Raw genomic sequence first — 26,319 nt, forward strand, 5'->3', positions numbered from 1 at the left:
AGTAATCGGCAAAACCGCACCTTGGCAGATCGCGAGGCAAAATCTGCGGCGTACAATAGAAGCGTTCCATTCCTCTTCATTTTGTAGGCAATCGCTTGACCCCGATTCGAGTCCCCTGCACCAGTTGCGGCGGAAAACTGGTAATTCGCTCCGAAAAATTGCGTGGCCAACTGGTGAGTTGTCCGCGATGTAAGCATATGGTTGCGATCCCCGCTCTCAGCCAGGAAGGCAGTTCTGCGCCGATCCCGTCTGTGGATTCGCAAGCCATGACGTCGATTGATTTGAATCCGACAGGACTCGATGCTCACCCACCGGAACTCCAAAACGTACCTCAGCCGGGCGAGCCAGTCAGCTCACAATTATCTCAAGCGATAACACGTGAGTTCAACGACGACATGACGGATGAACTTTCGTCAGGGCTCCCCCATTTTTCCAGTCCGCGCACATCCTTTGACGACGATATTGAGGAAACGTTAAGTTCACCTATACCGTTTGATTCACCGACGCCCCTGCAGGACGTCGACGTGCCCAATGACTGGCAAACACCTTCTCCTGTTGAAGACTGGCAAAGTGCTGCGGCGAAAAAACGCCAAGTCATGCTGCTGGCCTCCGTCGCCGCGTTCGTCTGCTTGGGCTCTATCTTGCTGCTAGGGTTCTTTTTGAGTTCCGTGGCTGATAAGAGCGAGCAGCTTGCACAAGACTCGACTCTACCAGACCCACAGGTTCGTACACCCGCGGGTGGCGACACTACCCTCCTACCAGAGCCCGCAGAACCTCCTAAAGCAGACGATTCTGAAGTGGTCGCGGCCCCGTTTGTTTCGGAGCGTGATTCGGCGCCGGGTGAATCTTCAGATGATTCCGTCCTCGACACGAGTCCTACGCCAGGCAACGTGACCGCCGCAGACGACGTGACTGCGTTGACGCCTGCCGAGACACCAGATTCAGCGCCGAATGGTTCCACTGAGATAGTCGCGGAGGCTCCGGTCGATCCACTTGCCGAATTCCTTCGAAACGCAACGCCCGAGCTGAAATATGATTCGAATGAAGTTCCCCAGAGTGACACGTCAAACAACTCGGCCATGACCTACGAGGGAATCCCTGAGGGACTTCTCAAGAACGCACCTATTTTTGAATTATCCAACTCGTCGAATTTGCCAGACACCAATCTTTTGAATCCGAGTGAGATCGACGGCGGTAACGCAGTTGCGGAGCAGGTCGAAATTGGAACGTATTACCATCCCGACGCGGCACCGCTACCGGTCTGGGACGATATAAGACAGAAGATTATCCCAAGTTTGGCTATCCAGGACAAAACGCTGCCTGATGTGCTAAGTACGCTCGAAGGTATTTTCGGCATCGGGTTCGGCTGGGACATTCAAGCAATGCTAAACACGCCGATCGACTTGAGCAAAACACTTTCAGTCGATATCGAGCAAGAGTCGGTCGAAGCAATCATGGCCCAGCTTCTTGAGCCCTATCGTCTACAATTGAAGTCCACTCCTAACGCGCTCCCGACAATCACGCCAGTCGCAAGTGCGATGGAAGTAGAACTACCTGAATCGATTCCACTGGCTGCATGGCTAACCGAAGAAGCAACTGCCAATGCATGGCTACAATTTTTTCAGCGTGCGGTACCGCAATATGCTGACCGTTTCGTGTTGGAAGATCAGGCGATACGGCTTCCGATCGATATGTCGATCACCGACCGGCAGCGTCTCACGGGCCTGCTGTCGCAAATTACTCAAATCAAAGCGCTAGAAGAGAACCGGCTTCGGCGAACTGAGCAATTGGAGCTGATCGCTTCCGTCGACAAGTCGCTGAATACTTTGGGCAAAAGCTTCTCTGCACAGCGACGCTCGGTGCCTGTAGTCTTGCAAAGAACAGCGAACGAATACAGTCTTCCGCTGTTGATCGACTGGAATAAATGCTGGGAACATGGGCTGACGCCGTTTGTTACCACTAACGTTCTTACGAACAATCGAACCTTCGAACAGGTCGCAAGCTATTCTCTAGATCAGTTCGCTCTGGTCATAATTGCTGATCCGTTTGGTCGATTGGTACTGACAACTCCGCCGGCACAACGCGAACTGTCGACGTGGCTTGTGATACCAGCCGCTGCGGATGCCACAGTGGATATGGTGCGTACATCGCTGGCGATGCTGACACCGGTCGGTGAAGGCGGCAGGTCGTCTTTGCGCGTGATTCCACTGCCAGATTTTGACATGCCGGGCCGCTGGTATTTCGTAAATATTTCCCCACCTACGATCAAGCAATTTCGCAACAAGAATTTGCGTTCCGTACTGCAACTAGACAAAACCGATTGAACATTTTGTCATTTTCATGCATGATCTGCACGATAGCTCATTCTTACTAACGGGAAATATTAGTGTCCAGTCCATCGCGCAGCGGCGTTTTTCAGCAAGCCACAGACCAAAGATTAGTTTCTTACGGCGAGAGCATCTCTTTCGATCATAGGCTCTATGCACAAGACATTCGGGGCTCAATTGCGCATGCGCGTATGCTGAAAGATACGAGCATCATCTCATCGGAAGAATTTGCCGCGATCGAGAAAAATCTCAAGGAAATTGAGCAGGAGATCCGCGATGGGGCCATGCAGTTTCGGCCGGAACTGGAAGATATTCATATGCATATCGAACAGGCGTTAATCGATCGCCTGGGAGACACCGGAAGAAAGCTGCATACCGGTCGCAGTCGCAATGACCAAATAAGTACCGACTTACGTCTATGGGTACGTGAACAAATCGAATTAGTCGATATACTATTGCGTGAGCTTCAGTTAGCATTCCTGCATCGATGCGAGCTGGACCGCGATGTAGTGTTGCCAGCGTACACGCATATGCAACGTGCACAACCAGTACTTGCACCGCATTATTGGCTGGCTTACATCGAAAAATTTGCCCGAGACCGGAGTCGGTTGGCCGATTGTCGTCGACGATTGAATGAATGTCCGCTAGGAGGAGCAGCCGTGGCCGGTACCTCCTTACCAATCGATCGACGACAAACGGCCACCGATTTAGGTTTTCAGGCGATTGCTGCAAACAGTATCGACATCAGCAGCGACCGTGACTTTGCAGTCGAGGCGGCGTTCGTTCTGACCATGATTGCCCAGCACTTGAGCACATGGAGTGAAGAGTGGATTATCTGGTCCACCGTTGAGTTTAACTTTATCAAGCTACCTCAACAGTTCTGCACCGGCAGCTCGATTATGCCGCAGAAGGTCAACCCCGATACGCTTGAGCTGACTCGTGGAAAAACAGCTCGCGTGATGGGAAATCTGCATACGCTGCTAGTTCTAATTAAGGCCTTGCCGTTAGCTTACAATCGCGATCTGCAAGAAGACAAACCGCCGTTGTTCGATTCGTTCGACACGGTCACAGCCGCTCTGCAGTTGGCGATACCAATCGTTCACGATTCGCAGCTTCAGCGAGATTCGATTGCCTCGCGGCTGGAAGAGGGCTTTCTGGATGCAACGACCCTGATGGAACAGATGATTCAGCAAGGCATGCCGCAGCGAACAGCCCATCACCATGTCGGTTCGCTGGTCGCAATCGCTAAACAGCGTGGGGTGCGGCTGGTCGACCTCACGCCCGAAGAATTCCGGAGCATTGACGCCAGTCTCGACGCCGGAACGCTCCGAAATTCGCTCGGTGTTGCCGGAGCTGTCCGCGCTTACCAGTCTTTGGGTAGTTCGAACCCCACCAAAGTCGCTGAACAGATTCAACGGTGGAAGGATTTATTGAGCAAGCCAGATTTGGGCAACTACAATTTGACATAGCTTGAACGTGGGTCACGTTTGAGCGGCAATTTGCTGGTCGGCCCGATTTGTGCCGCACCATTTTGCCTGTCCCTTCCGAACGTTCAATTCCGCAAATCCAGACACTCTGATGGATGCTATGTTACGGATCCAAAATTACTTCAAGTTTCTTGTCGTTGCGTTTAGCGCCGTACAATTCAGCGTTACTTTCCCCAATTCACCCGCGTCCGCCCAAGACGACCCCTTTGGTGACGCGTCGGGTTTCGGAGATGGGGGATTTGGCGATTCCGACGTAGGCTTTGAAGCAGAAGGCCCAGGAGCTGCCGCGACGGGAGCCAATGCAACCGATCCGCCGCCGCTAGAAAAGGACGCCAATATTGTCGTTCGGATGTTGCGTGAAGATCCGCCCGATACGCTGCTAGAGATTGGTCGCGCGATTACTCTGATGAACCGCTTGGAGAATTGGTCAGAGACCGGCCGCTATATCGATCAGCTTGGCGGTTTATTGGAAACGCCGGGGGCTGCCGCAGAACTGGTAAGAACGTATGGCACCGACATCTGGATTGCCTTAGCGGTTCAGTCCGAACTAACCGACCCACAGCGTGCCATAGCGCGGAAAATCTTGGATGAGGTCGTAAGTGCGCAGCGTGCTCCGCAGACGATCTCCGCTGCACTACAGGATTTACAAGCAAGTTCGCCCGTGGTTCGTAAGGCAGGTGCCATCCGCATCCAGAAAGCTGGCAGTGTGGGTTTACAAAGCCTGATCGAATCGGTTGGAAACGGCTCAACACCAGTTAACAACACCGTTGTCGACTTAATTCATTCCTTTGGTCGCTCAGGGCATGATGCACTGAGCGCTTCGATAACAACAAGAGACGCCGCTAGAAGGAACCGACTACTTTACGCCGGCTGTGCTTTTGCAAGTTATGGCATGCTGCCACATCTAGCTGCCGGACTTTATACACCCGACGTGGATGCAAAAACTCTTCAGGCCATTGAAGCTGTTTTTACTAGGAATAATCGAACCAAACCAACAGAAGCACAAGTGCGAGCGTTTCTGCAGAAGCAGATCGGCGACGAACTTGGAAACGCCCAGTCAGTCCGCTACGATACAACGTCGGAGCCGTTAACGCCCGTCTGGTATACTTTGCCTGAACGTTCCACGGTGGCTCGGGCTAACGTTCCGGAAGCTGATTGGTATCTCCAAAAGGCGGCAGAGAAGGCCTTCTCCCTGTTACACATGGGGCCGGGAATAGATGAAGCTGCGGTACTGGCGACAGCGGCATTGCTTCAACGCGACTACGCATTCGTTCAATCAGTCGACTTGCTGCAAATTATCGACTTGCGAACTGATGCTCCTCTTGAGTCCAGATCTGAATTGATTGGAGCTCGGCAAAGCGATGTTGCATTCTGGATCAGCGTCTATAAAACTTCCGCCGTCAACAGCCTTCCTGCAGCTCAGTTGCGTGCGGTTCAGCAGCTCGGCAAACTCGCTTCCAACCCAGCGTTTCAAAACGAACTGATTGAAACGCTTATCTCAGCCAGCAAATCTACGGTTCCAGCTGTTCGCTTTGCCGCGCTTGAAGCACTCTCAGATATAGAATCAACCGCGGGGAATTCCCTAGTCACCGCAGCAGTGAAAAATGCTCGATCCTACCAAGGCAGTTTTGCAGGTAACCCGGTAGCCTTAGTAATTGGCGGCGCAAGTGACTTGCGTCAAACCGCGATGGATCAACTCGCCGTATTAGGAGTTCAAACGATCGAAGCCAGCAGCGGTCGCGAAGCCATCCGTTCGCTCCAAAAAGCCATTCCATTTGAATTCGTGATTATCGTGGATCGGATTTCCGATATGTCGCTAAGCCAAATCGTTCAACGCGTCAACGCTTATCCACCGACAGCATCGATTCCCATCGCGGTCTTGACGAACAATGTTACCGGCGGCGAACAGCTAATCCTGCGCGATTTTCCACAGATCGTGTATGGCACGCTGACTTATTCTGAAAATTACATGCAAAATACGATCGAGCGAATGAACCGCGCGGCTGGGATTCCATTGCCCAGCCAGTCCGACAGGATTATTTGGACGGGTCTGCTTTCCGATCCAATTCAAGACTAGTGGCGGCGGTCTGGCTCTTTAATGGTTCCTGACGCCTTGTTAACCGCCAGATTAAATTTGATCGCGGCGGCGTATGAATTCATAAAACCAAAGTCGGTGAAATTTACATCCTCACAACTTCCGGTCTCCGGACTAGAACTTCCAGCCAGTTTTGCTAAAAGTGCTACCAGTGCTTGCTGCCAAACCAATGTTGCATTTCAACCGCGAAACTACTGATGCCAAGAATCGGCTCATCAGATAACGAACCGAATCAGGGAAGTCCCATCACTGGGATTATCGGCAACAGCGCTGCGATGGCAGACGTCTATCGTTTGACTCGACGCGTCGCCAAAACCAACGCCTCGGTCCTTCTTTTGGGCGAAACTGGTACCGGTAAAGAACTGATCGCCAATGCGATCCATCGACTGAGCAATCGAGCGGGTGGCCCCTTCGTCAAAGTGAACTGTGGGGCGTTGAGCGAGAGCTTGCTGGAGAGCGAGTTGTTCGGCCACGTTCGCGGGGCGTTTACGGGAGCGGTGAATAACCGCGCAGGACGATTTGAAGCCGCCCATAGTGGCACCATTTTTCTAGACGAAATCAACAGCACCTCCCTGCACTTGCAAGTCAAACTGCTGCGCGTTCTACAGCAAAAACAGTTTGAGCGTGTAGGCGATACCGAAACCGTTTCCGTCGATACGCGAGTTATCGCTGCCAGCAACCGCGACTTGATGGATGAGATCAATGCCGAACGCTTTCGCGAAGACTTGTATTGGCGTTTAAACGTGGTGCCAATCGAAATTCCGCCGCTGCGAAAACGGCGCGACGACATTCCGCTTCTGATCGCGCATTTCCTCAAGTACTACAGCGAATTAAACCGCTGCTATGTCGTTCACATCCAAGAGGAAGCTCGACAAGTTTTGCAAGAATACCACTGGCCTGGTAACGTTCGAGAACTTCAGAACTATGTCGAGCGCGCTGTTGTCATGGCAGAAACCGACGAACTTACAGTCGACTTGCTGCCCGACTATGTGCGTGGCAACGGTCGCAAGCCAGCCGCCGCAGCAATGCGTGCCATGGATCTAGATGCCTTGACCACTGAACTTGTTAACGAAGGGATACGCACGAGCCCTGCCGATGCGGAAGACTTGCATCCTCGTGTCGTGGATCGTGTTGAACGTGAGTTGATTATTCAAGTCTTGCAACAGACGGGGAACGTTCAAACGAAGGCCGCCAGCCGACTGGGGATCAACCGCAATACACTTCATAAAAAAATGAAAGAATACGGAATCGACGACTCTAGTTCGTCGAGCGATTAGTGTGACAAAGTAAGATTGATTGGATGTCTACGAGTCTTCTAAAATAAGTTTCTCAACCAACTGTTCTATGGTCTGGTCAACAGTTGCGCCTTGCCAATTTAGCTCGCCTTGCCAAAGCGTGCGCAAGTAGCCTTTTTTGTCCACAACGTAGACTGTCGGCCACATGGTGTTACCCCAAGCATTCCAATTCTTGGACTCGAGATCAATTAAGACCGGGTATTTTATATTGCGATCCATCGCTGCTGCCCTTACAGCCTTGGGGTCACGCTCTGCACTCGTCTCGGGTGTTTGAATCCCCAAAACGACAACGCCCTTTTCCCGCAACTTCTCATGCCACTTGTCATAGTGCTTGAAGTTCGCGTGGCAGTTATGACATTGAAAGGCATAGAAGTGCACGAGGACGACCTTCCCTCTTAGATTGGCGAGTTCCAGCGGACTTGAATTGATCCAGTGCTCAACAGGCTCTAACTCCGGCGCCATCGGGTAGATTCGATCGAGGCTGATCGTATCAAACCTTTCGCCCAACATTTCCCCAAGCTTCTTTAGTTGCTCGGGTTTTAAGTTTTCAGTGATGCCATTCTTTTCCGCGATCACTGCCGCTTGCAATGTTTTCGCCAAGCCGTCGTCGGGTTTACCGAGTTGCACCGCTTGCTGCTGGCGCATAGAAGTATCGTAAGTCGACTTGGCTTTGCCTACTAATGACGCGATTTGTTGGCCTGTGAGGTTGAGTTGCTTGCTAACGTCAGGTCGAATCACGGCGCGCACTCCTTGCGCTTGCAACTCGATTTGCTTTAACCTTTGCTTTTGCTTCGCATCGAAGTTTGATTCCGCCCACGCAAGAAACTTTGCTTCTAACGTGGTGATCTTTTTATGTTGTTCAACCGCGGAAAGATTTCGCGCTCGAAACCAGTCGCCGTCAATTTCACGAAATAATTCCTCGAGACCGGCGACCTTTGATTCGTTGAGCTCAAGTTCCTGGTGGATAGCATCGTCATGAACAAGCCCCAAGAGCACTTGTGGTACGTAAAACTTGGCTTGTTCGTCGACAGAATTTCGCTTGCGTCCATCGCGAACTTCTTCTTGGCCTGATATGTAGTTGCATGGACTGAGCAGAACAACGATTACTATGATCGACGACCAACGTGTCATGTTAGACTTCCTTTCGATTTGGAGCTGCGGCCCTACCAATGTACGCCAGTCGTGTCCCAATTCTGTGAGCTACACCCCCATTGCGGGGATTTTTCTGCAATTTTTCCGACCTCCTTTCGCTCGGGACGTGTCGCTACGTTTCGTTTACAATGGCCACATTAAATTGTGCAGTCGTCTTCTGAAAACCACCGTGTCTGTCATCCGTTCACCCAAGTTCCTTTTCTGCTCATTGCTGACGGTTTTGTTAGTCAGCGGCACAGCGTGGCTTCTGCTGTCGATCGCTCCACTCCCAACGGGCTTGGAAGTCACGTATGTGGGGCGAGATAGTTGCATCGCTTGCCACCAAGAGCAGGCCAGATCCTTCGTTGGTTCGCATCATGACTGCGCTATGCAGGTTGCGAGCAAGGCGACGGTTCTTGGAAAGTTTGATGGCGAACTGCAAAGCGAAAGTGGTCAGACTGCGCGATTTTTTACGGAGAATGATCAATATTTCGTCGAAACCCAAGGCGAAGACGGAGCTCTTGCCGTATTCCAGATTGGCTGGACTTTCGGCATTACGCCGCTTCAGCAATATATGGTCACAATTCCTAACTCACAACTTGTCGAGAGACAACCAGACGCGGACGACCTAGGTAGAGTCCAAGTACTGCGATGGTGTTGGAATGTTGAAAATCAGGAATGGTTTCATCTTGATCCTCCCGATGTCAAAACGACGCTCTCTCACGAAGATGAGCTTCATTGGACAGGTCCAGCTCAGCGCTGGAATAACATGTGTGCTGAATGCCATAGCACGAACTTGCAAAAAGGCTTCGACGTAAAAACTGCGACTTATCACACTACGTTTTCAGAGATGGACGTAAGTTGCGAATCTTGTCACGGTCCTGGCAGTGTGCACATCCGACTTGCAGACCGACTGATTTACCGCGAAGATCCAAACTATGGTCATGGACTGGCTGCTCTTAAAACGTCGGCTGAGAGCCAGATCCAAGCTTGCGCTCCATGTCACTCGCGTCGACGCAGCATTGCGGCAGGTCATCAAGCCGGCAAGCCTTACGATGATTTCTATGCGGAAAGCTTGCTCAGCGAAGCGATCTATTTTGATGATGGCCAAGTGCTTGAAGAAGACTATGTGCACGGCTCTTTTATTCAAAGCAAAATGTATCACAAGGGAATTCGCTGCAGCGATTGTCACGATCCACATACGGCACGCCTAAAGCAGACGGGCAACCAGGTTTGTACATCTTGTCATCAGCATCCTAGTTTCAAATACGATACTCCGGCGCATCACTTCCATGAATCGGGAAAAGCTGGCTCATTTTGTGTTGATTGCCATATGCCTGCGACGACTTATATGGAGGTCGATTCGCGTCGCGATCATTCCTTGCGGATTCCTCGCCCCGACTTGAGTGTGCAGTTAGGTACGCCGAACGCTTGTTCTGGCTGCCATCTGGAACCGACGAACATCGCAGCTGAAAAGCGAAGCCAACTAACTCAGTACCTCGATTGGATGATCGCAGCGAAAGCAGGTGACGAAGAAGTGGCAGCCGAACTAAAGCGTGCAGATCAATGGTGCGATGACGCTTGCAACAAATGGTACGGCGACAATCGACAGCGACCCTACCACTTTGCCACAGCCCTTGCTGCTGCGAGGAAGAACCAGCCGGATGCACCAGAGAAATTGAGCGAGCTTTTGCGCAAACGTGGCGCCGAAGCGCCTGCGATCGCTCGTGCAACTGCGCTGCAGGATTTGCTGCGCCTCGAGCCGAATGCGGCAGTAAATCAGGCGTTATCGCTGCGTGATGATCCCTCCCCCCTTGTTCGCTCTTCCGCCGCTTCGGCATTTATCGCCGAACCAGATCCTGGCAAACGATTAGCCTTACTTAGACCTCTCTTTTCCGACAGTTCGCGCAGTGTCCGCGTCGAAGCGGCCCGAGTCGCCGTGACCGCTGCTGGAACAATTGACGCGTTTCGAACTGCCGAATCGCAGCGTGCGCTGGATGAGCTACGACAGAGCTATGCCATTGATTCGGATCGATCGGCCGGTCACTTTTCGTTGGGGATGCTCGAAGAACAGTTGGGAAGCACAAGTCGAGCGATTCAACATTATGAGGATGCGATCCGAATCGAGCCAAGCATGGCGGGACCACGTACAAATCTGGCTGCGCTGCTCACGGACCTTGCGAAGCAGCAACTTCCCAACAGTGATCTTGTCCAGAGTTTACTGGGCCGTGCAAAAGTTCTGCGAGAAGAAGAACTCGGATTGCTCGAACGCGATTTTGGCTACGCGCCAAACATTGCTGGACTTGCCTATCGCTTGGGATTGGCGTACTACCTGAACGAAGAATATGAAAAATCGTTGACCAAACTACAAGCAGCGGCGGCACTCGAACCCGCCTCTGCCGAGAACTCGATAGCCTTGATCTTGTTATTACAAAAGCTTGAACGGTACGACCTTGGACTCGTCGAAGCAGATAGGTTCTTGCAGCTTCAACCTGAAAACGAAACCTTCAAAGAGATCAAACGTAGTCTACTACGCTATTGACCCCGAGCGGCTTCGAAAAGTGCCGCAATGTCATCGGGAGTGATCGAAACGTTCTCATCGATCTCCGGTGCTTTGACGGCCGGTTTTTTGTCACTTGCAGCAGCCTTGGCCGCATTCACTGTATTGAACAGTTCTTCAATACTCTCATTTGTTTCTGCTTCTGCTTTGTCTAGCTCACTGTTAACCGGAGCTTCCGCCGCCTCTTCGCCACGATGCTTTTTAGCTCGAGCAAACAACGCTTCGATTTCATCGGGTGACGAAACAGACGTACTATTATCTTCTAGCTCTGTGGGCTCTTCCTTTGCAGGCAATTCTCTCGCTTCCAAGTCTACAGGAGCATTCTTCTTGCTCGCCGTCGTCAGATCCGGCGTAACAACCGCTGGTTTCTCATCTTCCGACAATTCGTTTCGAATACCCATAGCAGCGACCTTCTTCTTCTGTGCTGCCAGTGCTTCCGACAATTCCTCTGGATCTGCGGTTTCAATCGATGCGTCATTGAGGAACGGCGGTGCCTTTCCGCTAACGACTTGCGAAGCATCGACATGCTTGCGGTTCGCGATTTCTTCCAATGAATGTTTTCCGCTTGCTGTAGAATGCCAGTTCTCATCAAGGTAGTACTCGATGACTTTGGAATCAGCAGCGTCAGAATGACGATCACATAGTCGATCGAGATGCTCGAGCGCAGCAGATGCCTGATCCGCTAACGAAAACTTGCAAAGGCAAGCAACCGAAATTTCTTCATCCCCGACGCTCATAGCTTCCGATTCGATTCGCGACTGCATCGAAGATGTAAAGCGGAGCGCGTACAGCAGCAGTTCCTTGGAGCTACAATGCTTCGCGACGGGTACTGCACATACAATGGTGCGGTCACTCAGACCGACACTGAAGCCATACCCATCCATTTGCTCGGAACATTTCTCTGCGAACGTCCGGTAAGCTCTATCAACTACCAAATCTCCGGCTTTTTGGGCCCATTCTGAATCGATATTCCATTTGAACGTAGCAAATGCCCAATCGCTTCCTTCATTGTCAGCATCGGCAGCAAGCTCTGCAAAACGATCACGACTCAAAAGTCCAGAGCGAGTATCAAGCCACGACTTTGGCAAGAGTTTTCGTAACCCTGCAACCTTAGTTGCTATAGTCTGCAACAGATCTGAAGACTGCTCCGTGCCTTTTGCACCCATATAATTGCTTGCGGACCAAGCGCTTAGGGCAAACTGATGGTTAAGTTTGATGGCTTCAATAAGCGACGATTCGCTCTGAGCATTAGTTGTGCTTTGCGCAACTCTGGTTTGTCCACCGCGTGTAGGGATCAGCATCGAAACTGGAATTAACAGTGCGACAACGCCAGCAATAATACTTAGGATTTCAATCATAAATCCAAATACACATCTTAGGGCCCATGCATCGAGGGGGTGCGCCCCTCTCCGGCAGAACCAGAAACCAATGAAAAAGCCATCCAAACAGGATCGCTCATGCTTGGAATGACTCTAATAAACTCGCGATAAAGGCACCGAAGAACCTTAAGTCAGAAAAAGATGGCAGTTTCCAGCAGTGTCACGAATTGTGAGAATTGAACGGAAGAACGTATCGAGTTTACCAAAAACAACAGCTTTACCGCTTATGCCGACGGTGTCGCAAGCGACGACACGATAGCGTTAAGTCGATCATTGAGAGCTTCGTCACCGAAACGCAGGTGAAGCTCGATATCGAGAGCGTAAAGTGGATGGCTACCCAGGCGGACCAAGTTAACTTTCGAAAGATCCTTGCCAGTGCACAGCACGAGTATCTCAACACCACCCTTAGATTTGCTCGCTGCGTCCACTGCGGATGCTAGGCGTTGCATGTCGTCCGCAGTGAAACGATGATGATCGGGAAAATCCATGCTTCCAACCACTTCCCCGCCTGCTTGGATCACCGTTCTTTGAAATGCAGCGGGATTTCCGATACCGCAAAACAGGTAACAAAGTCTGTTTTCTAGACTATGTAGCGACTCGATCGAGCCATCGGAGTTTCGTAGTTGCAACGGCTGATGCACCGCTTCGGCCCACACGCAGTTGGGCGCATACCTTTGTACTGTAATGCGTATATCTGCCAGTCGTTGTTGATCAACTTGGTCTGCGCGTGTCACTATTACAACGCCTGCACGGCGAAGAGAGCTTATGGATTCTCGTAGAAGTCCTCGCGGCAAAACTTGGCCATAGCCAAAAGGTTCAGTCGCATCCAGGAGCACTATATCAAGGTCACGTCGTAACCGTCGATGCTGAAAGCCATCGTCCATAACAATCATTTGCGAATCAAGTTCTTCCTTGGCAATCCTTGCAGCGGCAACTCGATCAGGATTTTGAAGATGGGGAACGTCTGGCAACTGGAGTTCAAGTTCCAGGGCTTCGTCGTTGGCCGCCCCTTCTGCAGCGCCGTAACCGCGCGATACAATTGCTACGCGGATACCCAATGCTCGCAACTTGCGACAGATTAAAGCCACCGTCGGTGTTTTCCCAGTCCCGCCCACCGTCAGGTTTCCGACGGAAATGACCGGCAAGTCAACGCTTTGGGATTTTAACCAACCGCGTTCATAGCATAAGTTCCTGGCTGAAACGATTCCCCCATAGGGCTTGCTGGCAAACCACGCCACTGCTCGCAACAATCGCGCTTTCAGTGAACGGTCTTTGCCGCTCAAGACTGCAATGATTGCTGACATCTAGTGAAAACCTCGATCCAATTCTTCCTTCAATTCATAAACCGCGAATTTACTCTGGCAGCGGTTTGCCTTTAGTTTCTGGCAGGAAGAATAACGCCACAATACCTATGAGGAATAATACTGTCATATAGCTTCCAGCATCGCGAAACGCGTCAATCTTTTCAACGGTCGTTTTTTGCGACGCATCACCAACCAGCAAGGTAGTCAACCAACCGATCAAGAATGGCCCCGAGGCGGCAATGTAGCGGCCCACGTTATAACAAAAACTTGTCCCAGTGCTCCGCAAGCGAAGCGGGAATAACTCCGGCAAGTAGATGGCGAATCCAGCAAAAAGGGCTAATTGGAAAAACCCCATAAAGAAGCTTAGCCAAACAGTCGATGGGCCATTAAAGTTTTGGAAAAACACGACGGTAGCCACTGCCGCTGCAATATATCCGAAGAAGAACGCAGGCTTTCGACCAATCCATTGAGCAAATACGGTGAACCCTAGCATGCCGAAGAATGCTCCTGAATTCTGTACCATGGAATTGATTCCCTTCCAACGTTCTTGCGAACCTTTCAGCTCCGCTTCCGAAAGTCCGTCTCGGATCAGCGACTCGCGTATAACGTCACCCACCAACTCGGGTGCGAAAAAGCCAATTCCCCAGACCGCGATAATACCCGCAACACACAATGCCATACCGGCGAGAGCATGACGTGTTAAAGTCGCATCGCCAAACAATGATGCATAGGAACCCAGACGAACGCCGGTCGCCTTACCGTGCGCTTTCGCGGCAACCCACTTCTCCGGTTCACGTAGTCGCAAGGCGATTAGCACACACAGAAACGCCGGTATGGCTCCAACCAAGAACATTATCTTCCAATCCCAGTTTTCAGGGATAACTTTGCTTTGCGTTAAATAACCGACGAAGGTATTGATGCCACCGGCCGCAATGTTGAAGATCGCCGACAACGCTTGGAGCACTCCCAGCGCCGGCGACCGAGACCTTTCCGGGAGCGTATCAGCAACCAATGCTACGGCCAGACCGAAAACACCGCCGACTCCCAAGCCTGTCAAGAAACGGTAGATAGCAAAATCTAACCACCCTGTCGAAAACGCCGACAACCCCGTGCAAACCGAGTACAGCAAAACAGTAACCGTCAGCATCTTCGCTCGACCGAAAAAATCGCCTAACGGGCCAAAGATCAACCCGCCTGTTGCCCAGCCGATCATGAAAATTGCTGTCGCATATCCTCCGTATTGCTTAACGGCTACCGGCAATTCCTCCGCTGTAATCCCTGAGTTAGGTAGTAGATTGGTGAGCGCAGTCGGACGAGCCAACGTGAAGATCTGCTGATCCAAACAGTCAAAGCCCCAGGCACAGGCCGCTATGATAAATACGAACCAGTGATAAGAAGTCAGACCCTTCCACCACGGCAAATTGTTTTGTCCTGCAGGGACTTCGGAAAGCGGGGGAGTAAAATTCACAGGGGGATCAAAAGGACGATCCGACGATTGATTACTCATTGAGGTAGGTCTACCAGCGTTCGTGGAATTAAGTCAGGAAGGTTGGCCAATGCAAGCTCAACGCGATTTGCGTCAACAACAATCGCCAAGGTATCACAGCAGTTCTCGCGAACCACATCCACCTCCGGACGCGCCATGGTAATACGCGCCTGCAAGCCGCTGACCAGACTCTGCACAGGACCGACTTCGGACCTTGAATCAGCGGCTTTAAAATGAAGGCGCACCTATCATAGCCAAAATCGCTTCCGGTGTCGTCTGGGCATATGAACACAGCCATGCACGCTTGTTGAACCGCCCAGCAACACAAGCAACTGGAATCATCGACGTATCCAACGCGGCAGCTATTCGGGAGATTTGAGATTCACTTCACGACCCGCTCTGGTAGCGAGTGCCTGATAGACTGTGATATCGATGCTCTCTGACAAAAACCGCACCGAATCATCGCCGAACACAAAATTGCAGCCACCGACGTGGTAGCTGCTGAAGTCATCAAAATGTCCCGTTGGAGTATTTGGCGCATGGTCCGCAATTCCCAAAATGCGAGCAGCATGTTCGCGAGCTTCAGGAATGATTCCGTGCCAAATACTGCCACCCAGTCGGCTTGACCTCTCTCCTATCAAAAACGTATTGCTCAATCCATCAACAATCTGCGAAGAAATGATGCGACTGTTGCCGTAGAAAAGGCCATTGCCCTGATATTCATTATGGTCAAATTCAGTCGTCCCAAAATTTCCAACGTAGTTTGACTTGGCAATCATGAACAGAGTATCGCCTTCATCGACATTGCCAAAGTGCTCCTCATGCTCGTCCTCTTCATCTCCTTCGTCATGATGATGGTGCCCTTCCCCTTCACCAATCGCGAAAACATCGCCAGTGGCATCCGACGGACAATGCAATAGATTGATTGTCTTACGCAACAGTTGCTGATGCTGCGGTGCTTCGATCCCAACGCGCCAGTCAATCAAGTTATAAAGCGGCGTCTGCTCAATCTGCGGTAGCACCCTCGCATTCCAGCCCCATCCAGGCAGATCTTCGTCGTCTTCTCGACCAATCCAACCACTTGGAAGCTGACGAAAAGTGCTTTCGTATTGCATACATGCCATACCGACCTGCCGAATTTGACTCTGGCAAGTCATTTTCCTTGCCGTCTCACGCGCATTCTGTACCGCTGGCAAGATCAACGCGGCGAGCACTCCAATGATGGCAATGACCACCAACAGCTCTACGAGCGTAAACCCTCTTTGCCTATATTTTGTTAAGCTACCCATGTCCGACCCTATCGTTCTACGACCACTGATTTCAGTAAGAAAGAAATTGATGGGTTGGCGAATGGATGACCGAATCTCATCTGCAGAAAGAAGCTTGGCCGTTCTTAGATCAATCAAGCACCACGGCAATGTTCGGTAATCCGATCGTCAAACCGAAGAACATCGCGGCGGTCCACGCGATTCATAGCATGTGATAGCAAGTACGTCGTACTGCGAAGGAGCTTCATTGGTAGAAACAAAGGATGGATACTTGCTCTGGCATACGTCGAAAGCTGGAGCTGTCTCCGCGACCTGACCTAACCAGAAGCAGGTCGAACACCGGTCGGCATGACGACTATCTCGAAAGAACGGAGCGTCGTCACTGGCCGGACGGTCACGATCATCATGGCTGCATGTTCCACACGGCTCCGATTTGAGCAGCACTTGAGTGTCGGAACATGTGGCCGACTGACTAGAGTGGCAAAGTACATGGTGCGTCCAGAGCGGAATTGGACCGATGGTCACTAAGACCAGCGTCCAAAGCAGCGTAAACTGGCGACCGAAATACAACACGACTAACCAACATCAGAATCAGCGAAACAAAAACCGGCAAAACTTCATACGCAAAGTACTAGTATATTTCTAGTGCCTCAAAGTAGTTTGTTCCATACTTCACATTCAGAAAAATAAAAGCTTGTGCCATAGAATTCGTGTTTTCGGAGCAGATTGCTCCAAAATCAAGCTCACGAAAGTGAAATACTATCGCCAGCGAAAAATCTTTAGCGCCAAAACAAAGCACCCGACGGCCCACGCAATCATGACTGCGATCGGCTGCCCTAACTGCATTATCGATACTCCGTCTAGCATTATTGCCCGCAGGCTGTCAACGAGCGCGACGAACGGCAAGGACTTCAAAACCGGCTGAATGACTTCCGGAAAACGCTCGTTGCTGAAGAATACGCCACCCAGTATCCACATCGGAACCATGATCAAATTCATTAATCCACTGATCGCTTCGATCGTTTGAACTCTGGACGCTATCAGCAATCCGATCCCCACAAAGGTCACGCCACCGATTAGCAGAACGATCGCTAGGTCGAGCAGACTGCCTTTGCATTGGACGTCGAAGACGAAATAACTAAATAGGATCAACGCAACTAATTCAAACGTCGCGAATACAATGCGGACGATCATCAAGCTGGTCATGAATTGCACACGAGAAACAGGCGTGGCAAGAAAACGCTTGAGCAACTTCCGAACTCGCATGTCGACAATTGAGAATCCAATTCCCCAAAGGCCGCCGCCCATCAGGTTCATGGCCATCATCCCTGGCACCAGAAAATCTATATACTGCGACCCGGGCGCATCTAAATGCTTTGGACTCAATGTTACCAAAGGCTCAGCCGGCGAACTGAGGACGCTGCTAATAATCCAGCGAGCTGTCCGACTTTCGGACCTACTATCTTCGGACCACAACTCGTACACAGCTGGATCCGACGCCGTCTGAACTACCGCGTTCACGCGACCAGATTGCAGCCGCTTGGACCAATTACCATCATCAAAGCTTCTCACGGTCAGATCGCTCGACGCTTGCTGAAGCTGCTGTGCAACTTCAGTTGCGCGCGGTCCGATTACTTCGATGTCTAACGGTTGCGGTGAAGTATTGCGGAAAGCAAATCCTAGGGCCACTAACATGATAAACGGGAAGCCATACGTCCAAAACAATGCTTCGGGCCGGCGCATGAATTCATTTAATCGCCACAAGCAAAGCTGCACCAGCGGATGATTAATTTTCCTAAAACTCATTCGACCGCAACTCCAACTGGGGCCGATTGCACGTCCCGCAAATGTCTTCCTGTTAACGCAATAAATACATCCTCAAGCGTTGCTTGCCGTGTCGTTAGGTCGCTCAACTGCACCGATCTACTTTCGCACCATGCGAAAAGTGATGCAATTGCCAGGTGGGGCTGCCTGACAACCAGCAAGTAGCCTTGATCAGTTAGTCGCGCCCGGTCGACGCCTGCAAGCTGACAGAACTCAGCGAGCAAGTCTTCTCTGATTGGCGTCTCTAAACGAAATTCGACGACGTGCTCACCGCCGTAGGTCCTTATGAGTTCAGCAGGTGGTCCTTGCGCAATAATTTTTCCGTGATCGACTACAGCGACGCGGTCACAAAGCCGTTCGGCTTCGTCCATATAGTGTGTCGTCAAAACAACTGTTCGCCCCTGAGCTTGAAATTCGCGAACGACGTCCCACAATTGCCGACGCGATTGAGGATCGAGGCCCGTCGTCGGCTCGTCGAGAAACAGGATGTCAGGCTCACCGACGATTGCCGTAGCAACTGCCAACCGCTGTTTCTGCCCGCCTGAAAGTTTTTCAAAATATGCGTTCGATTTCTCCGTCAACGACACAACTTCTAAAGCTCGCTCGGGTGAAATCCCTCGTGAATGAAAACTTCGGAATAACCGTACAGCTTCGATTACCTTCATACGATCAGAAAGCCGCGTCTCTTGCAAAGAAATTCCGATTCGATCACGGATAAGCTGATCATGCTGCCCCCATCGATAGTCAAGAATGCTGATTTCACCGGAAGTTGGATCGAGCAGTCCTTCCAACATTTCCATCGTTGTCGTCTTACCGGCTCCGTTGGGACCCAGCAACCCAAAACATTCGCCTCGTTGAATCTCAAGTGTGATGCCGCGAACCGCTTCCACGGGAACTTTCCCTGGATAAGTCTTCGTAAGGTTTATTGCGTGGATTGCGAGAGCGGACATAAGGATTTGAACAAGATGCCGGTTCAGAAAAGTTACAAATGTACCGCATCGCAACAATCTTGGCTCGTATACGACGTCTAATTTTATTCCAAAGCCAAACCTTGCCGAAAGTGCTTGGTCGGACGAACATTGATAGTGCGAGGCATTCTGCGGGGCACGCTAGTACAACCATTTCTGATATGCTTAAAGTCTAGGTGCGTTGCTCAAGCATCAGGCTTCGCGCGAACTTGGCGACTGTTGTTCAGCCTGCACTCCCACGGACCTTCAAAAAAAGTTAGCTCCTACCAAACCTCTCGAAAACATCATGATTAAACGTAAGCCGTTCGTAACTTTGGCACTGGCAATTCTAAGCTTCATCTTTTGTTCGACAGACGAATTGAACGCTCAAGACGCTACCACCTCCGCGCCAGCTGCACTGGAACTTCCGCTTTGGCCGCACGGAGCACCGCTGGCGACCGGCGACCAAGCGAAAGATATCCCCACTTTGATCGTCAGCTTTCCAGCAAATGCGACCCAGTCTGAAACTCCGCTGCCAGCACTCGTGATCTGCCCTGGGGGTGGCTACGGTCATCTGGCGATGGGTCACGAAGGAACTGAAATAGCCGCTTGGGCGAATTCACTCGGCATGGTCGCAGCAATTTGTAATTACCGCCATCGTAACAAAGGTTACGGTCACCCTGCCCCGCTGATGGACGCGCAGCGCGCGGTTCGGTTTGTCAGAACGAATGCAGCCGGCTGGAACGTCGATCCTGAACGAATCGGAATTCTTGGATTCTCGGCAGGTGGACATCTGGTATCGACTGTACTAACGCATCTTAATCCAATTCAGTCCGATGGCAGTTTTCTCGAAACAGAAGTTGACACCAAAAGCGAGGATCCCGTTGATACGCAAAGCAGCCGTCCCAACTTCGGAATATTGTGTTACCCCGTGATAGGTATGGGTGTAGATTGGACGCACAAGGGCAGCGAAAAAAACCTTTTCGGCGAAAACCCTCCGGCGGAACTTTTGGCTATGTTCAACAACCACACGCAGGTAACTTCGGAAACGCCGCCAACATTCTTGTTCCACACACAGGAAGACAAAGCGGTCCCTGTTCAAAACAGTCTCGAATTCTACTCTGCCATGGCTCGTCACAATGTGCCAGGTGAACTACACGTGTTTCAGAATGGACAGCACGGCGTAGGCCTTGCCGCGAGCCACCACGGCGCAAACGCTTGGCCGAGCCTCGCTGTTTCCTGGTTGCAAAATCGAGGTATTCTCCCACAGGATTCGAATGCGAAACAAGAATAGCTTGATAATCCGCTACGCAATTTCAACCGCTCGTTTCGATCACTTGTCGAACATTGCCAGAAACTGGGCGAGAGGGATTTTCCGAATCGCCTTGTGGGGCCTACTGCTGGTATTATCATCCTTCCCAGCGATTGGCCAGGAGCCACTGGCGGTAGCTTACGATGAAACGTTGCATCCATATGAGGCGGGAGCGGATTCCACTGCGATCACTGACAAAGTCGATTCAAAGACGCTCGATGGAAAAATCTTGTGCGGTTACCAAGGCTGGTTTAACGCACCAAGTGACGGTGCCGACTTAGGTTGGGTCCACTGGAACAAAGGCTCCCAGACGATCCAAGACGGACATGTCTCATTCGATTTATGGCCTGACATGAGCGAACTCTCTCCTGAGGAACGATTTGCTACGAATTTCAAGTTCGCAAATGGTGAAACCGCTACCCTGTTCAGCTCGCACCTCAAACCCACAGTACAGCGGCACTTTCGTTGGATGCAGACTTACGGCATTGATGGCGTGTTTGTCCAGCGTTTCGCCACGAATCTGAACCATGATAAAGCACTGCGGCATAACAACGTGGTCCTTGATCACTGCCGCTCGGGCGCAATCAATCACGGAAGAACTTACGCAGTAATGTACGACCTCTCTGGCCTGCGTGCTGGCGGTACAGCAGTCGTCAAATCAGATTGGCAGCGGCTTAAAAGCCAGATGAAGATCACAGAAGATGAAAACTACTTGCACCACGATGGCAAACCGGTTGTAGCCATTTGGGGAATCGGATTCAGCGATAACCGCAGATATTCGTTGGAAGAATGTGATTCGCTTGTCGACTTTTTCAAAGACGAATCAACCGCTGGAAGCTGCACTTTGATGTTGGGTATTCCGACATATTGGCGAGAATTGCGAGAGGATGCGGTTGAAAACTCCGCCCTTCATGCGATTCTTCAGAAGGCTGATATTCTGAGCCCGTGGACCGTTGGACGCTACGGTTCTCCGCAAGAAGCTGATCGATATGCCGACTCGATGCTGGCCAAAGATCTCAGTTGGTGTCAAGGCAAATCGCTAACTCTGATGCCTGTTGTCTTTCCTGGATTCAGCTGGCACAACCTTCAAAACAATGCCGCTTCGAATCAGATACCGCGATTGAAAGGTCAGTTCTTATGGTCGCAGATCAAGAATGCGAAACGACTGAAAGCCCCGGCCGTCTATCTAGCGATGTTTGATGAAGTGGATGAAGGCACCGCGATCTTTAAATGTAGCAACGAACTTCCACTTGCAGAAAAATCGAAGTTCATCGACTACGAAGGCTTGCCCAACGACTTCTATCTGCGTTTGACGGGTAAGGCAACAAAATGGTTTCGTAACGAAATCGAATTCGATAGTATCGACCTGCCGCCGCAATAGGATTTATGTGCACCAATTCAAAGTGTAAACCAGAACATCTGACCTGATTCCGTCACGGTACAACATGTTTGAAGAAGCGAGTGGACAGACATCAACGCATGCAGACATCGTTTTCAGTGTCCGCGATGTCACTAAAGTCTATCCCATGGGTGAGGTCGAAGTGCATGCGTTGCGTGGAGTGAACCTGGATCTATTCGCCGGCGAGTTCACTGTCTTGTTAGGCCAGAGCGGTTCGGGAAAATCAACTCTGCTCAATATACTCGGAGGTCTCGATCAACCTACGTCAGGTGAAGTTTCATTTCGCGATATCAATTTGACCCATGCATCAGAACGTCAATTGACGCGATTTCGACGAAATGCAATCGGCTTTGTTTTCCAATTTTATAATTTGATTCCTAGCCTGACGGCATATGAAAATGTTGGATTGGTTACTGAAGTCGCGCCGGCCCCCATGGATCCGATGGAAGCACTTGAGTTGGTTGGTCTTGCGGACCGCTGTGACCATTTTCCCTCACAGCTTTCGGGCGGTCAGCAGCAGCGAGTGGCGATTGCGCGAGCCATTGCCAAGCGACCAGAGGTTCTCCTGTGCGACGAACCAACAGGTGCACTCGACGCGGAAACCGGCATCGCTGTGCTTGAGGCCATTGAAACGATCAACAAAACGTTAGGCACGACCACGGCCGTGATAACACATAATGCAACTATTGGTGATATCGCAGATCGTGTTGTCACGCTGCGTGACGGCAGGATTTTTGAAGATCGCAGGAACTCCGTCAAACAGCCCGTCTCTTCACTGAAATGGTAGAACTTTCTAGTGCTGACGTTGGATCGAAAATTATTGCGAGAACTTAACCAGACTAAAGGCCAGTCCATTGCAATCGCTTTGGTCGTAGCTTCTGGTGTCGCAGTATTTGTTATGGCGCTCGGCACACTGGGCTTCTTGCGATCGACTCGTGATGCCTATTACGATCGCTATCGGTTTGCAGACATATTTGCGTCGGTGCGCCGAGCGCCAGACTCGGTTGTCGAGCGTGTCATAGCTCTTGATGGCGTCAGTCGCGTGCAATCTCGAATTGTATCAGACGTAACTCTAGACGTCCCACGGTTAGCTGAACCAGCGATAGGGCGATTGATATCTTTGCCAGATCATGGAGCCCCCGTTCTCAATGCGGTGTATCTTCGCAGAGGAAGATTTCCGGAAGCAGATCGTCCAGGAGAGGTGCTTGCCAATGAAGTTTTTGTAGACGCCAACAAACTAAACGTTGGCGACAAGATCGGTGCGGTACTGAATGGACGACGTCAAGAATTAAGTATTGTAGGCGTGGGGCTTTCTCCCGAATACGTCTTTCAGATGAGGGGAGGTTCTATCCTACCTGACGATCGGCGTTTCGGTGTGTTATGGATGGCCCAGCGTCAAATGGAAGCAGCGTTCGATATGGAAGGAGCGTTCAACGACATTTCGTTGCGGCTACAACCAAGCACGCAACATGAAGAGATCATCGACCGACTTAACAAGATCCTCGAACCATTCGGTACCCCCGGAGCCTATGATCGCGATGACCAAATATCAGCCCAATTCCTCGACGACGAAATCCAACAACTGCGGGCCACGGCGCTTGTATCACCAGTAATTTTCTTGAGCGTTGCAGCATTTCTTTTGAATGTGGTACTATCGCGGCGCATCGGAACTCAGCGTGAGATCATCGCGACGCTTAAGGCGTTTGGCTACAGCAATGCCGAGATCGCATGGCACTACCTCAAAGCCGCATTGATAGTCTCATTCACCGGAGCACTCACTGGCGCGATCGCTGGACTTTGGCTGGGAAATCAGATGGCCCATCTCTACTCGCAGTTTTATCGTTTCCCGGAGTTCATTTATCATCCCGACTACCGTGTAGTCTTGCTCGGTATGGGACTTAGCCTACTCGCCGCGATCGTAGGCGCTTACCGAGCGGTCCGTGAGACGGTAAAGATGTTGCCAGCCGAAGCCATGCGACCTGCCTCGCCCACAAAATTCCGCCCTTCGTTAGTCGAGCGAGTTGGCCTAACAAGATATTTGCCACTGACAACACGGATGATATTGAGACGGATTCAGCGTCGTCCGTTCGTCGCACTATTCTCAACTTTCGGAATTTCGTTCTCCGTGGCAATCGTATTGATGAGCGGCTTCCTGAACGACGCGTTTGATTACCTCATCGATTTTCAGTTCAAGCAAGCTCAACGTCAAGATGTTCAAGTTATCTTCTATCAGACGACTTCGCCCGGCGCACAATTTGACTTAGCTCACTTACCGGGAGTTCAATCAGTCGAGCCTTTTCGAGCCGTGCCGGTTTTGCTTCAAAGACAGCACTACGATTATCGCACGAGCATTCTGGGTCTGGATGAAAATCGCGAGCTCTACCGCCTGTTGGACATCCATGGAACTCCAACTTGGCTCCCCCCTCGAGGGATCGTGCTTTCGGACAAGCTTGCAAATTGGCTGCATGCTAAAGTGGGTGATACGATCGAAATCGAAATCCTGGAAGGTGAACGCCCTACTCGCTCGGTTCAAGTCGTTGGTTTGGTCTACGAATATGCTGGTATGAATGCGTATATGCGCCGCTCAGCACTGAATGTTCTTATGCGTGAAACGGATGCGTTAAGTGGAGCGTATCTTTCGGTCGATTCGCTACATCAGAACGAACTTTACGACGAATTGAAGCAAACTCCCCAAGTCGCCTCCGTCGCAGTCAAAGATGCAACCATTGATCAGTTTCGAGACTTAGTGGAAAAGAACCAGTCGACCATGCAATCGTTCACCTTGTTTTTTGCGGCCATCATTGCCGTCGGCGTGGTTTACAACACGGCCAGAATATCGCTTGACGAACGCAGCCGCGAACTGGCCACGATGCGAGTAATTGGATTTACTCGGCGTGAGGTATCGACAATCCTGCTAGGCGAACTTGCCGTACTGACTCTTCTGGCAATTCCGTTGGGATGGGCTATCGGATACTTTTTCTGCGCATCCATGGTTGCTGGTTTTGAGTCCGAAGTTTTTCGGATTCCGCTAGTAATTCATGGCCGTAGCTATGCACTTGCAGGAATTATCACAATAACAGCAGCAACTGTTAGCGGACTGGTTGTACGCAGAAAACTGGATTCACTCGATTTAGTTGAGGTTTTAAAAACACGTGAGTAACATCAGTCAGAGCGAGGGACCACAGAAAGCTCGTGCTAAACCGTATGCAAAGCAAAATTCAAAATCGGCTCTGGGAAGATTCGTTCTTTGGGGCGCCGGTCTGGCCAGCGTTGCGATTGCAGCATACCTTGCGTTCCGCACGCAACCTGTTCTAGTCGACACGGCAACCGTAGAAAACGGCCCCTTACAAGTAACTGTAGATGAAGATGGTATCACAAGGATCCGAGAGCGCTACATTGTCTCGACACCACTTACGGGGCGAATGCTTCGTTTAGAATTTGATGTGGGTGATGCAGTTCAAGCTAATGCGACGATTCTTGTCCGATTACAGCCGACCGATCCATCGCTGCTCGACCCGCGGGCGGTAGCTCAAGCTCAAGCTCGTGTAAATGCTGCTCGTCGAAAAATGGATGTGGCACGCGCAGATCTCGCTAAAGCTGAAGTTACTACAGGATTTAACGAGCAAGAGATGGGACGTGCACGATCAGCCCGGGAAAGCAGTTCTATTTCGGAGGTCGAATTTGAGGAGAAACAGCTTGCCTTTCAGCAAAGTCAGCAGGCGGCTAAAGCGGCTCGATTCGCCGTCGATATCGCTCAATATGAATTAGAACTTGAGGAAGCCGCTTTGACTCTCACGCAATCGGAGCCATCCGCCACCGAAACGGGCTCGAGCTCAGCAGTTTCTAACAATGCAATGGAATTAAATATAAGAGCTCCCATTGATGGACGAATTCTGAAGATCTATCAAGAAAGTGCCGCCGTAGTACAAACGGGTGCGCCACTCCTTGAGATTGGTGACCCGCGTGATTTAGAGATCGTCGCTGATGTTCTTTCCCGCGACGCCGTGACAATTCAAACCGGTGATGAAGTCATACTCGAAAACTGGGGTGGAGAAGTTCCGTTGGTCGGTCGAGTTCGATTGGTTGAACCATCTGGCTTTACAAAGCTGTCAGCGTTGGGCGTCGAAGAGCAACGAGTCAATGTCATTATCGACTTCCAACAGCCAATGGCAGACCGGCAAATGCTGGGCGATAATTTTCGAGTTGACTGCCGGGTCGTTGTGTGGGAGGCGGAAAATGTCCTACGAGTTCCGACTAGCGCACTCTTTCGCGTCGAACGAAATTGGCACTGCTTTGTAATGGAGAACCGTATCGCCCGACGCATCGCAATCGACATCGGGCACTCCAACGGTGAACACGCAGAAGTACTATCTGGTTTGGACAAAGGTGCTGTCGTCATACTCTACCCCGGCGATAATATCAGCGACGGCACATTGGTTCAACAACGTTAGACTCGTAAAATCCGTCAGACGCATCGTGACAAGTCGACTCCTGCGTATTGATCA

Annotated in this window: 20 protein-coding genes; 12 read left to right on the forward strand and 8 right to left on the reverse strand. The window is 51.1% G+C overall.

Features of this window, described 5'->3' with window-relative positions; genetic code table 11:
- The first annotated feature begins 266 nt into the window (after window positions 1-266).
- From SH451x_RS24675 to SH451x_RS24690, 4 genes are all read left to right on the forward strand, one after another.
- Window positions 267-2,324 (forward strand): hypothetical protein, encoded by a 2,058-nt coding sequence (locus SH451x_RS24675; RefSeq protein WP_479359956.1) that lies wholly within the window; start codon window positions 267-269, stop codon window positions 2,322-2,324.
- A 62-nt stretch (window positions 2,325-2,386) separates the two neighbouring features.
- Window positions 2,387-3,796: an argininosuccinate lyase gene (gene argH, locus SH451x_RS24680; protein ID WP_479359957.1), complete on the forward strand. Its 1,410-nt coding sequence runs from the start codon at window positions 2,387-2,389 to the stop codon at window positions 3,794-3,796.
- 118 nt (window positions 3,797-3,914) lie between these two features.
- On the forward strand, window positions 3,915-5,891 hold the full coding sequence (locus SH451x_RS24685) for a PleD family two-component system response regulator (RefSeq protein WP_479359959.1): 1,977 nt from the start codon (window positions 3,915-3,917) through the stop codon (window positions 5,889-5,891).
- A gap of 293 nt (window positions 5,892-6,184) precedes the next feature.
- On the forward strand, window positions 6,185-7,186 hold the full coding sequence (locus tag SH451x_RS24690) for a sigma-54 interaction domain-containing protein (protein WP_479362932.1): 1,002 nt from the start codon (window positions 6,185-6,187) through the stop codon (window positions 7,184-7,186).
- A gap of 27 nt (window positions 7,187-7,213) precedes the next feature.
- Here the strand turns inward: SH451x_RS24690 and SH451x_RS24695 are convergent, their stop codons facing one another.
- Window positions 7,214-8,335, reverse strand: coding sequence for a redoxin domain-containing protein (locus SH451x_RS24695; protein WP_479359961.1), 1,122 nt, complete (start codon window positions 8,333-8,335; stop codon window positions 7,214-7,216).
- A 190-nt stretch (window positions 8,336-8,525) separates the two neighbouring features.
- Between SH451x_RS24695 and SH451x_RS24700 the strand changes: the two genes are divergently transcribed.
- Window positions 8,526-10,877: an ammonia-forming cytochrome c nitrite reductase subunit c552 gene (locus SH451x_RS24700; RefSeq protein WP_479359962.1), complete on the forward strand. Its 2,352-nt coding sequence runs from the start codon at window positions 8,526-8,528 to the stop codon at window positions 10,875-10,877.
- Here SH451x_RS24700 and SH451x_RS24705 read toward each other — a convergent pair.
- The 5 genes from SH451x_RS24705 to SH451x_RS24725 all read right to left on the reverse strand — a co-directional run bounded on the left by SH451x_RS24705 (window position 10,871) and on the right by SH451x_RS24725 (window position 16,353).
- On the reverse strand, window positions 10,871-12,253 hold the full coding sequence (locus SH451x_RS24705; RefSeq protein WP_479359963.1) for a hypothetical protein: 1,383 nt from the start codon (window positions 12,251-12,253) through the stop codon (window positions 10,871-10,873). The genes SH451x_RS24700 and SH451x_RS24705 overlap by 7 nt on opposite strands.
- A gap of 245 nt (window positions 12,254-12,498) precedes the next feature.
- Window positions 12,499-13,578: a tetraacyldisaccharide 4'-kinase gene (lpxK, locus tag SH451x_RS24710; protein ID WP_479359964.1), complete on the reverse strand. Its 1,080-nt coding sequence runs from the start codon at window positions 13,576-13,578 to the stop codon at window positions 12,499-12,501.
- Between the two features lie 49 nt (window positions 13,579-13,627).
- Entirely contained in the window at window positions 13,628-15,085 is a 1,458-nt protein-coding gene (locus SH451x_RS24715) for an MFS transporter (RefSeq protein ID WP_479359965.1), read from the reverse strand.
- The gene (locus tag SH451x_RS24720) at window positions 15,082-15,222 is read right to left on the reverse strand and encodes a hypothetical protein (protein ID WP_479359966.1); all 141 of its coding nucleotides are present in this window, start codon (window positions 15,220-15,222) and stop codon (window positions 15,082-15,084) included. Before SH451x_RS24720 ends, SH451x_RS24715 begins: the two co-directional genes overlap by 4 nt.
- A 204-nt stretch (window positions 15,223-15,426) precedes the next feature.
- Window positions 15,427-16,353 (reverse strand): DUF1559 family PulG-like putative transporter, encoded by a 927-nt coding sequence (locus tag SH451x_RS24725; protein WP_479359967.1) that lies wholly within the window; start codon window positions 16,351-16,353, stop codon window positions 15,427-15,429.
- Window positions 16,354-16,418: 65 nt separating this feature from the next.
- On the opposite strand from SH451x_RS24725, the gene SH451x_RS24730 reads away from it, so the two are divergent.
- Both SH451x_RS24730 and SH451x_RS24735 read left to right on the forward strand, forming a co-directional pair.
- Window positions 16,419-16,547: a hypothetical protein gene (locus SH451x_RS24730; protein ID WP_479359968.1), complete on the forward strand. Its 129-nt coding sequence runs from the start codon at window positions 16,419-16,421 to the stop codon at window positions 16,545-16,547.
- A 133-nt stretch (window positions 16,548-16,680) separates the two neighbouring features.
- A complete protein-coding gene (locus SH451x_RS24735) occupies window positions 16,681-16,860 on the forward strand; it encodes a hypothetical protein (protein ID WP_479359969.1) in 180 nt (59 codons plus the stop codon).
- Window positions 16,861-17,091: 231 nt separating this feature from the next.
- Here the strand turns inward: SH451x_RS24735 and SH451x_RS24740 are convergent, their stop codons facing one another.
- Both SH451x_RS24740 and SH451x_RS24745 read right to left on the reverse strand, forming a co-directional pair.
- The gene (locus SH451x_RS24740) at window positions 17,092-18,138 is read right to left on the reverse strand and encodes an ABC transporter permease (RefSeq protein WP_479359970.1); all 1,047 of its coding nucleotides are present in this window, start codon (window positions 18,136-18,138) and stop codon (window positions 17,092-17,094) included.
- Window positions 18,135-19,106: an ABC transporter ATP-binding protein gene (locus SH451x_RS24745; protein WP_479359971.1), complete on the reverse strand. Its 972-nt coding sequence runs from the start codon at window positions 19,104-19,106 to the stop codon at window positions 18,135-18,137. The genes SH451x_RS24740 and SH451x_RS24745 overlap by 4 nt, the downstream gene beginning before the upstream one ends.
- Before the next feature lie 304 nt (window positions 19,107-19,410).
- On the opposite strand from SH451x_RS24745, the gene SH451x_RS24750 reads away from it, so the two are divergent.
- The 5 genes from SH451x_RS24750 (at window position 19,411) to SH451x_RS24770 (ending at window position 26,265) form a co-directional block, all read left to right on the forward strand.
- Window positions 19,411-20,397 carry an alpha/beta hydrolase gene (locus SH451x_RS24750; RefSeq protein ID WP_479359972.1) on the forward strand — a complete coding sequence of 329 codons (987 nt, stop codon included), beginning with the start codon at window positions 19,411-19,413 and terminating at the stop codon, window positions 20,395-20,397.
- The gene (locus SH451x_RS24755) at window positions 20,381-21,796 is read left to right on the forward strand and encodes a glycoside hydrolase family 99 protein (protein WP_479359973.1); all 1,416 of its coding nucleotides are present in this window, start codon (window positions 20,381-20,383) and stop codon (window positions 21,794-21,796) included. The genes SH451x_RS24750 and SH451x_RS24755 overlap by 17 nt, the downstream gene beginning before the upstream one ends.
- A 64-nt stretch (window positions 21,797-21,860) precedes the next feature.
- Complete coding sequence (locus tag SH451x_RS24760; RefSeq protein ID WP_479359974.1) at window positions 21,861-22,601, forward strand: ABC transporter ATP-binding protein; 741 nt, start codon at window positions 21,861-21,863, stop codon at window positions 22,599-22,601.
- Window positions 22,602-22,619: 18 nt separating this feature from the next.
- Entirely contained in the window at window positions 22,620-24,974 is a 2,355-nt protein-coding gene (locus tag SH451x_RS24765) for an ABC transporter permease (protein ID WP_479359975.1), read from the forward strand.
- Complete coding sequence (locus tag SH451x_RS24770) at window positions 24,967-26,265, forward strand: efflux RND transporter periplasmic adaptor subunit (RefSeq protein ID WP_479359976.1); 1,299 nt, start codon at window positions 24,967-24,969, stop codon at window positions 26,263-26,265. The genes SH451x_RS24765 and SH451x_RS24770 overlap by 8 nt, the downstream gene beginning before the upstream one ends.
- Window positions 26,266-26,319 lie beyond the last annotated feature (54 nt).

It is taken from the genome of Njordella aestuarii, assembly GCF_056494165.1.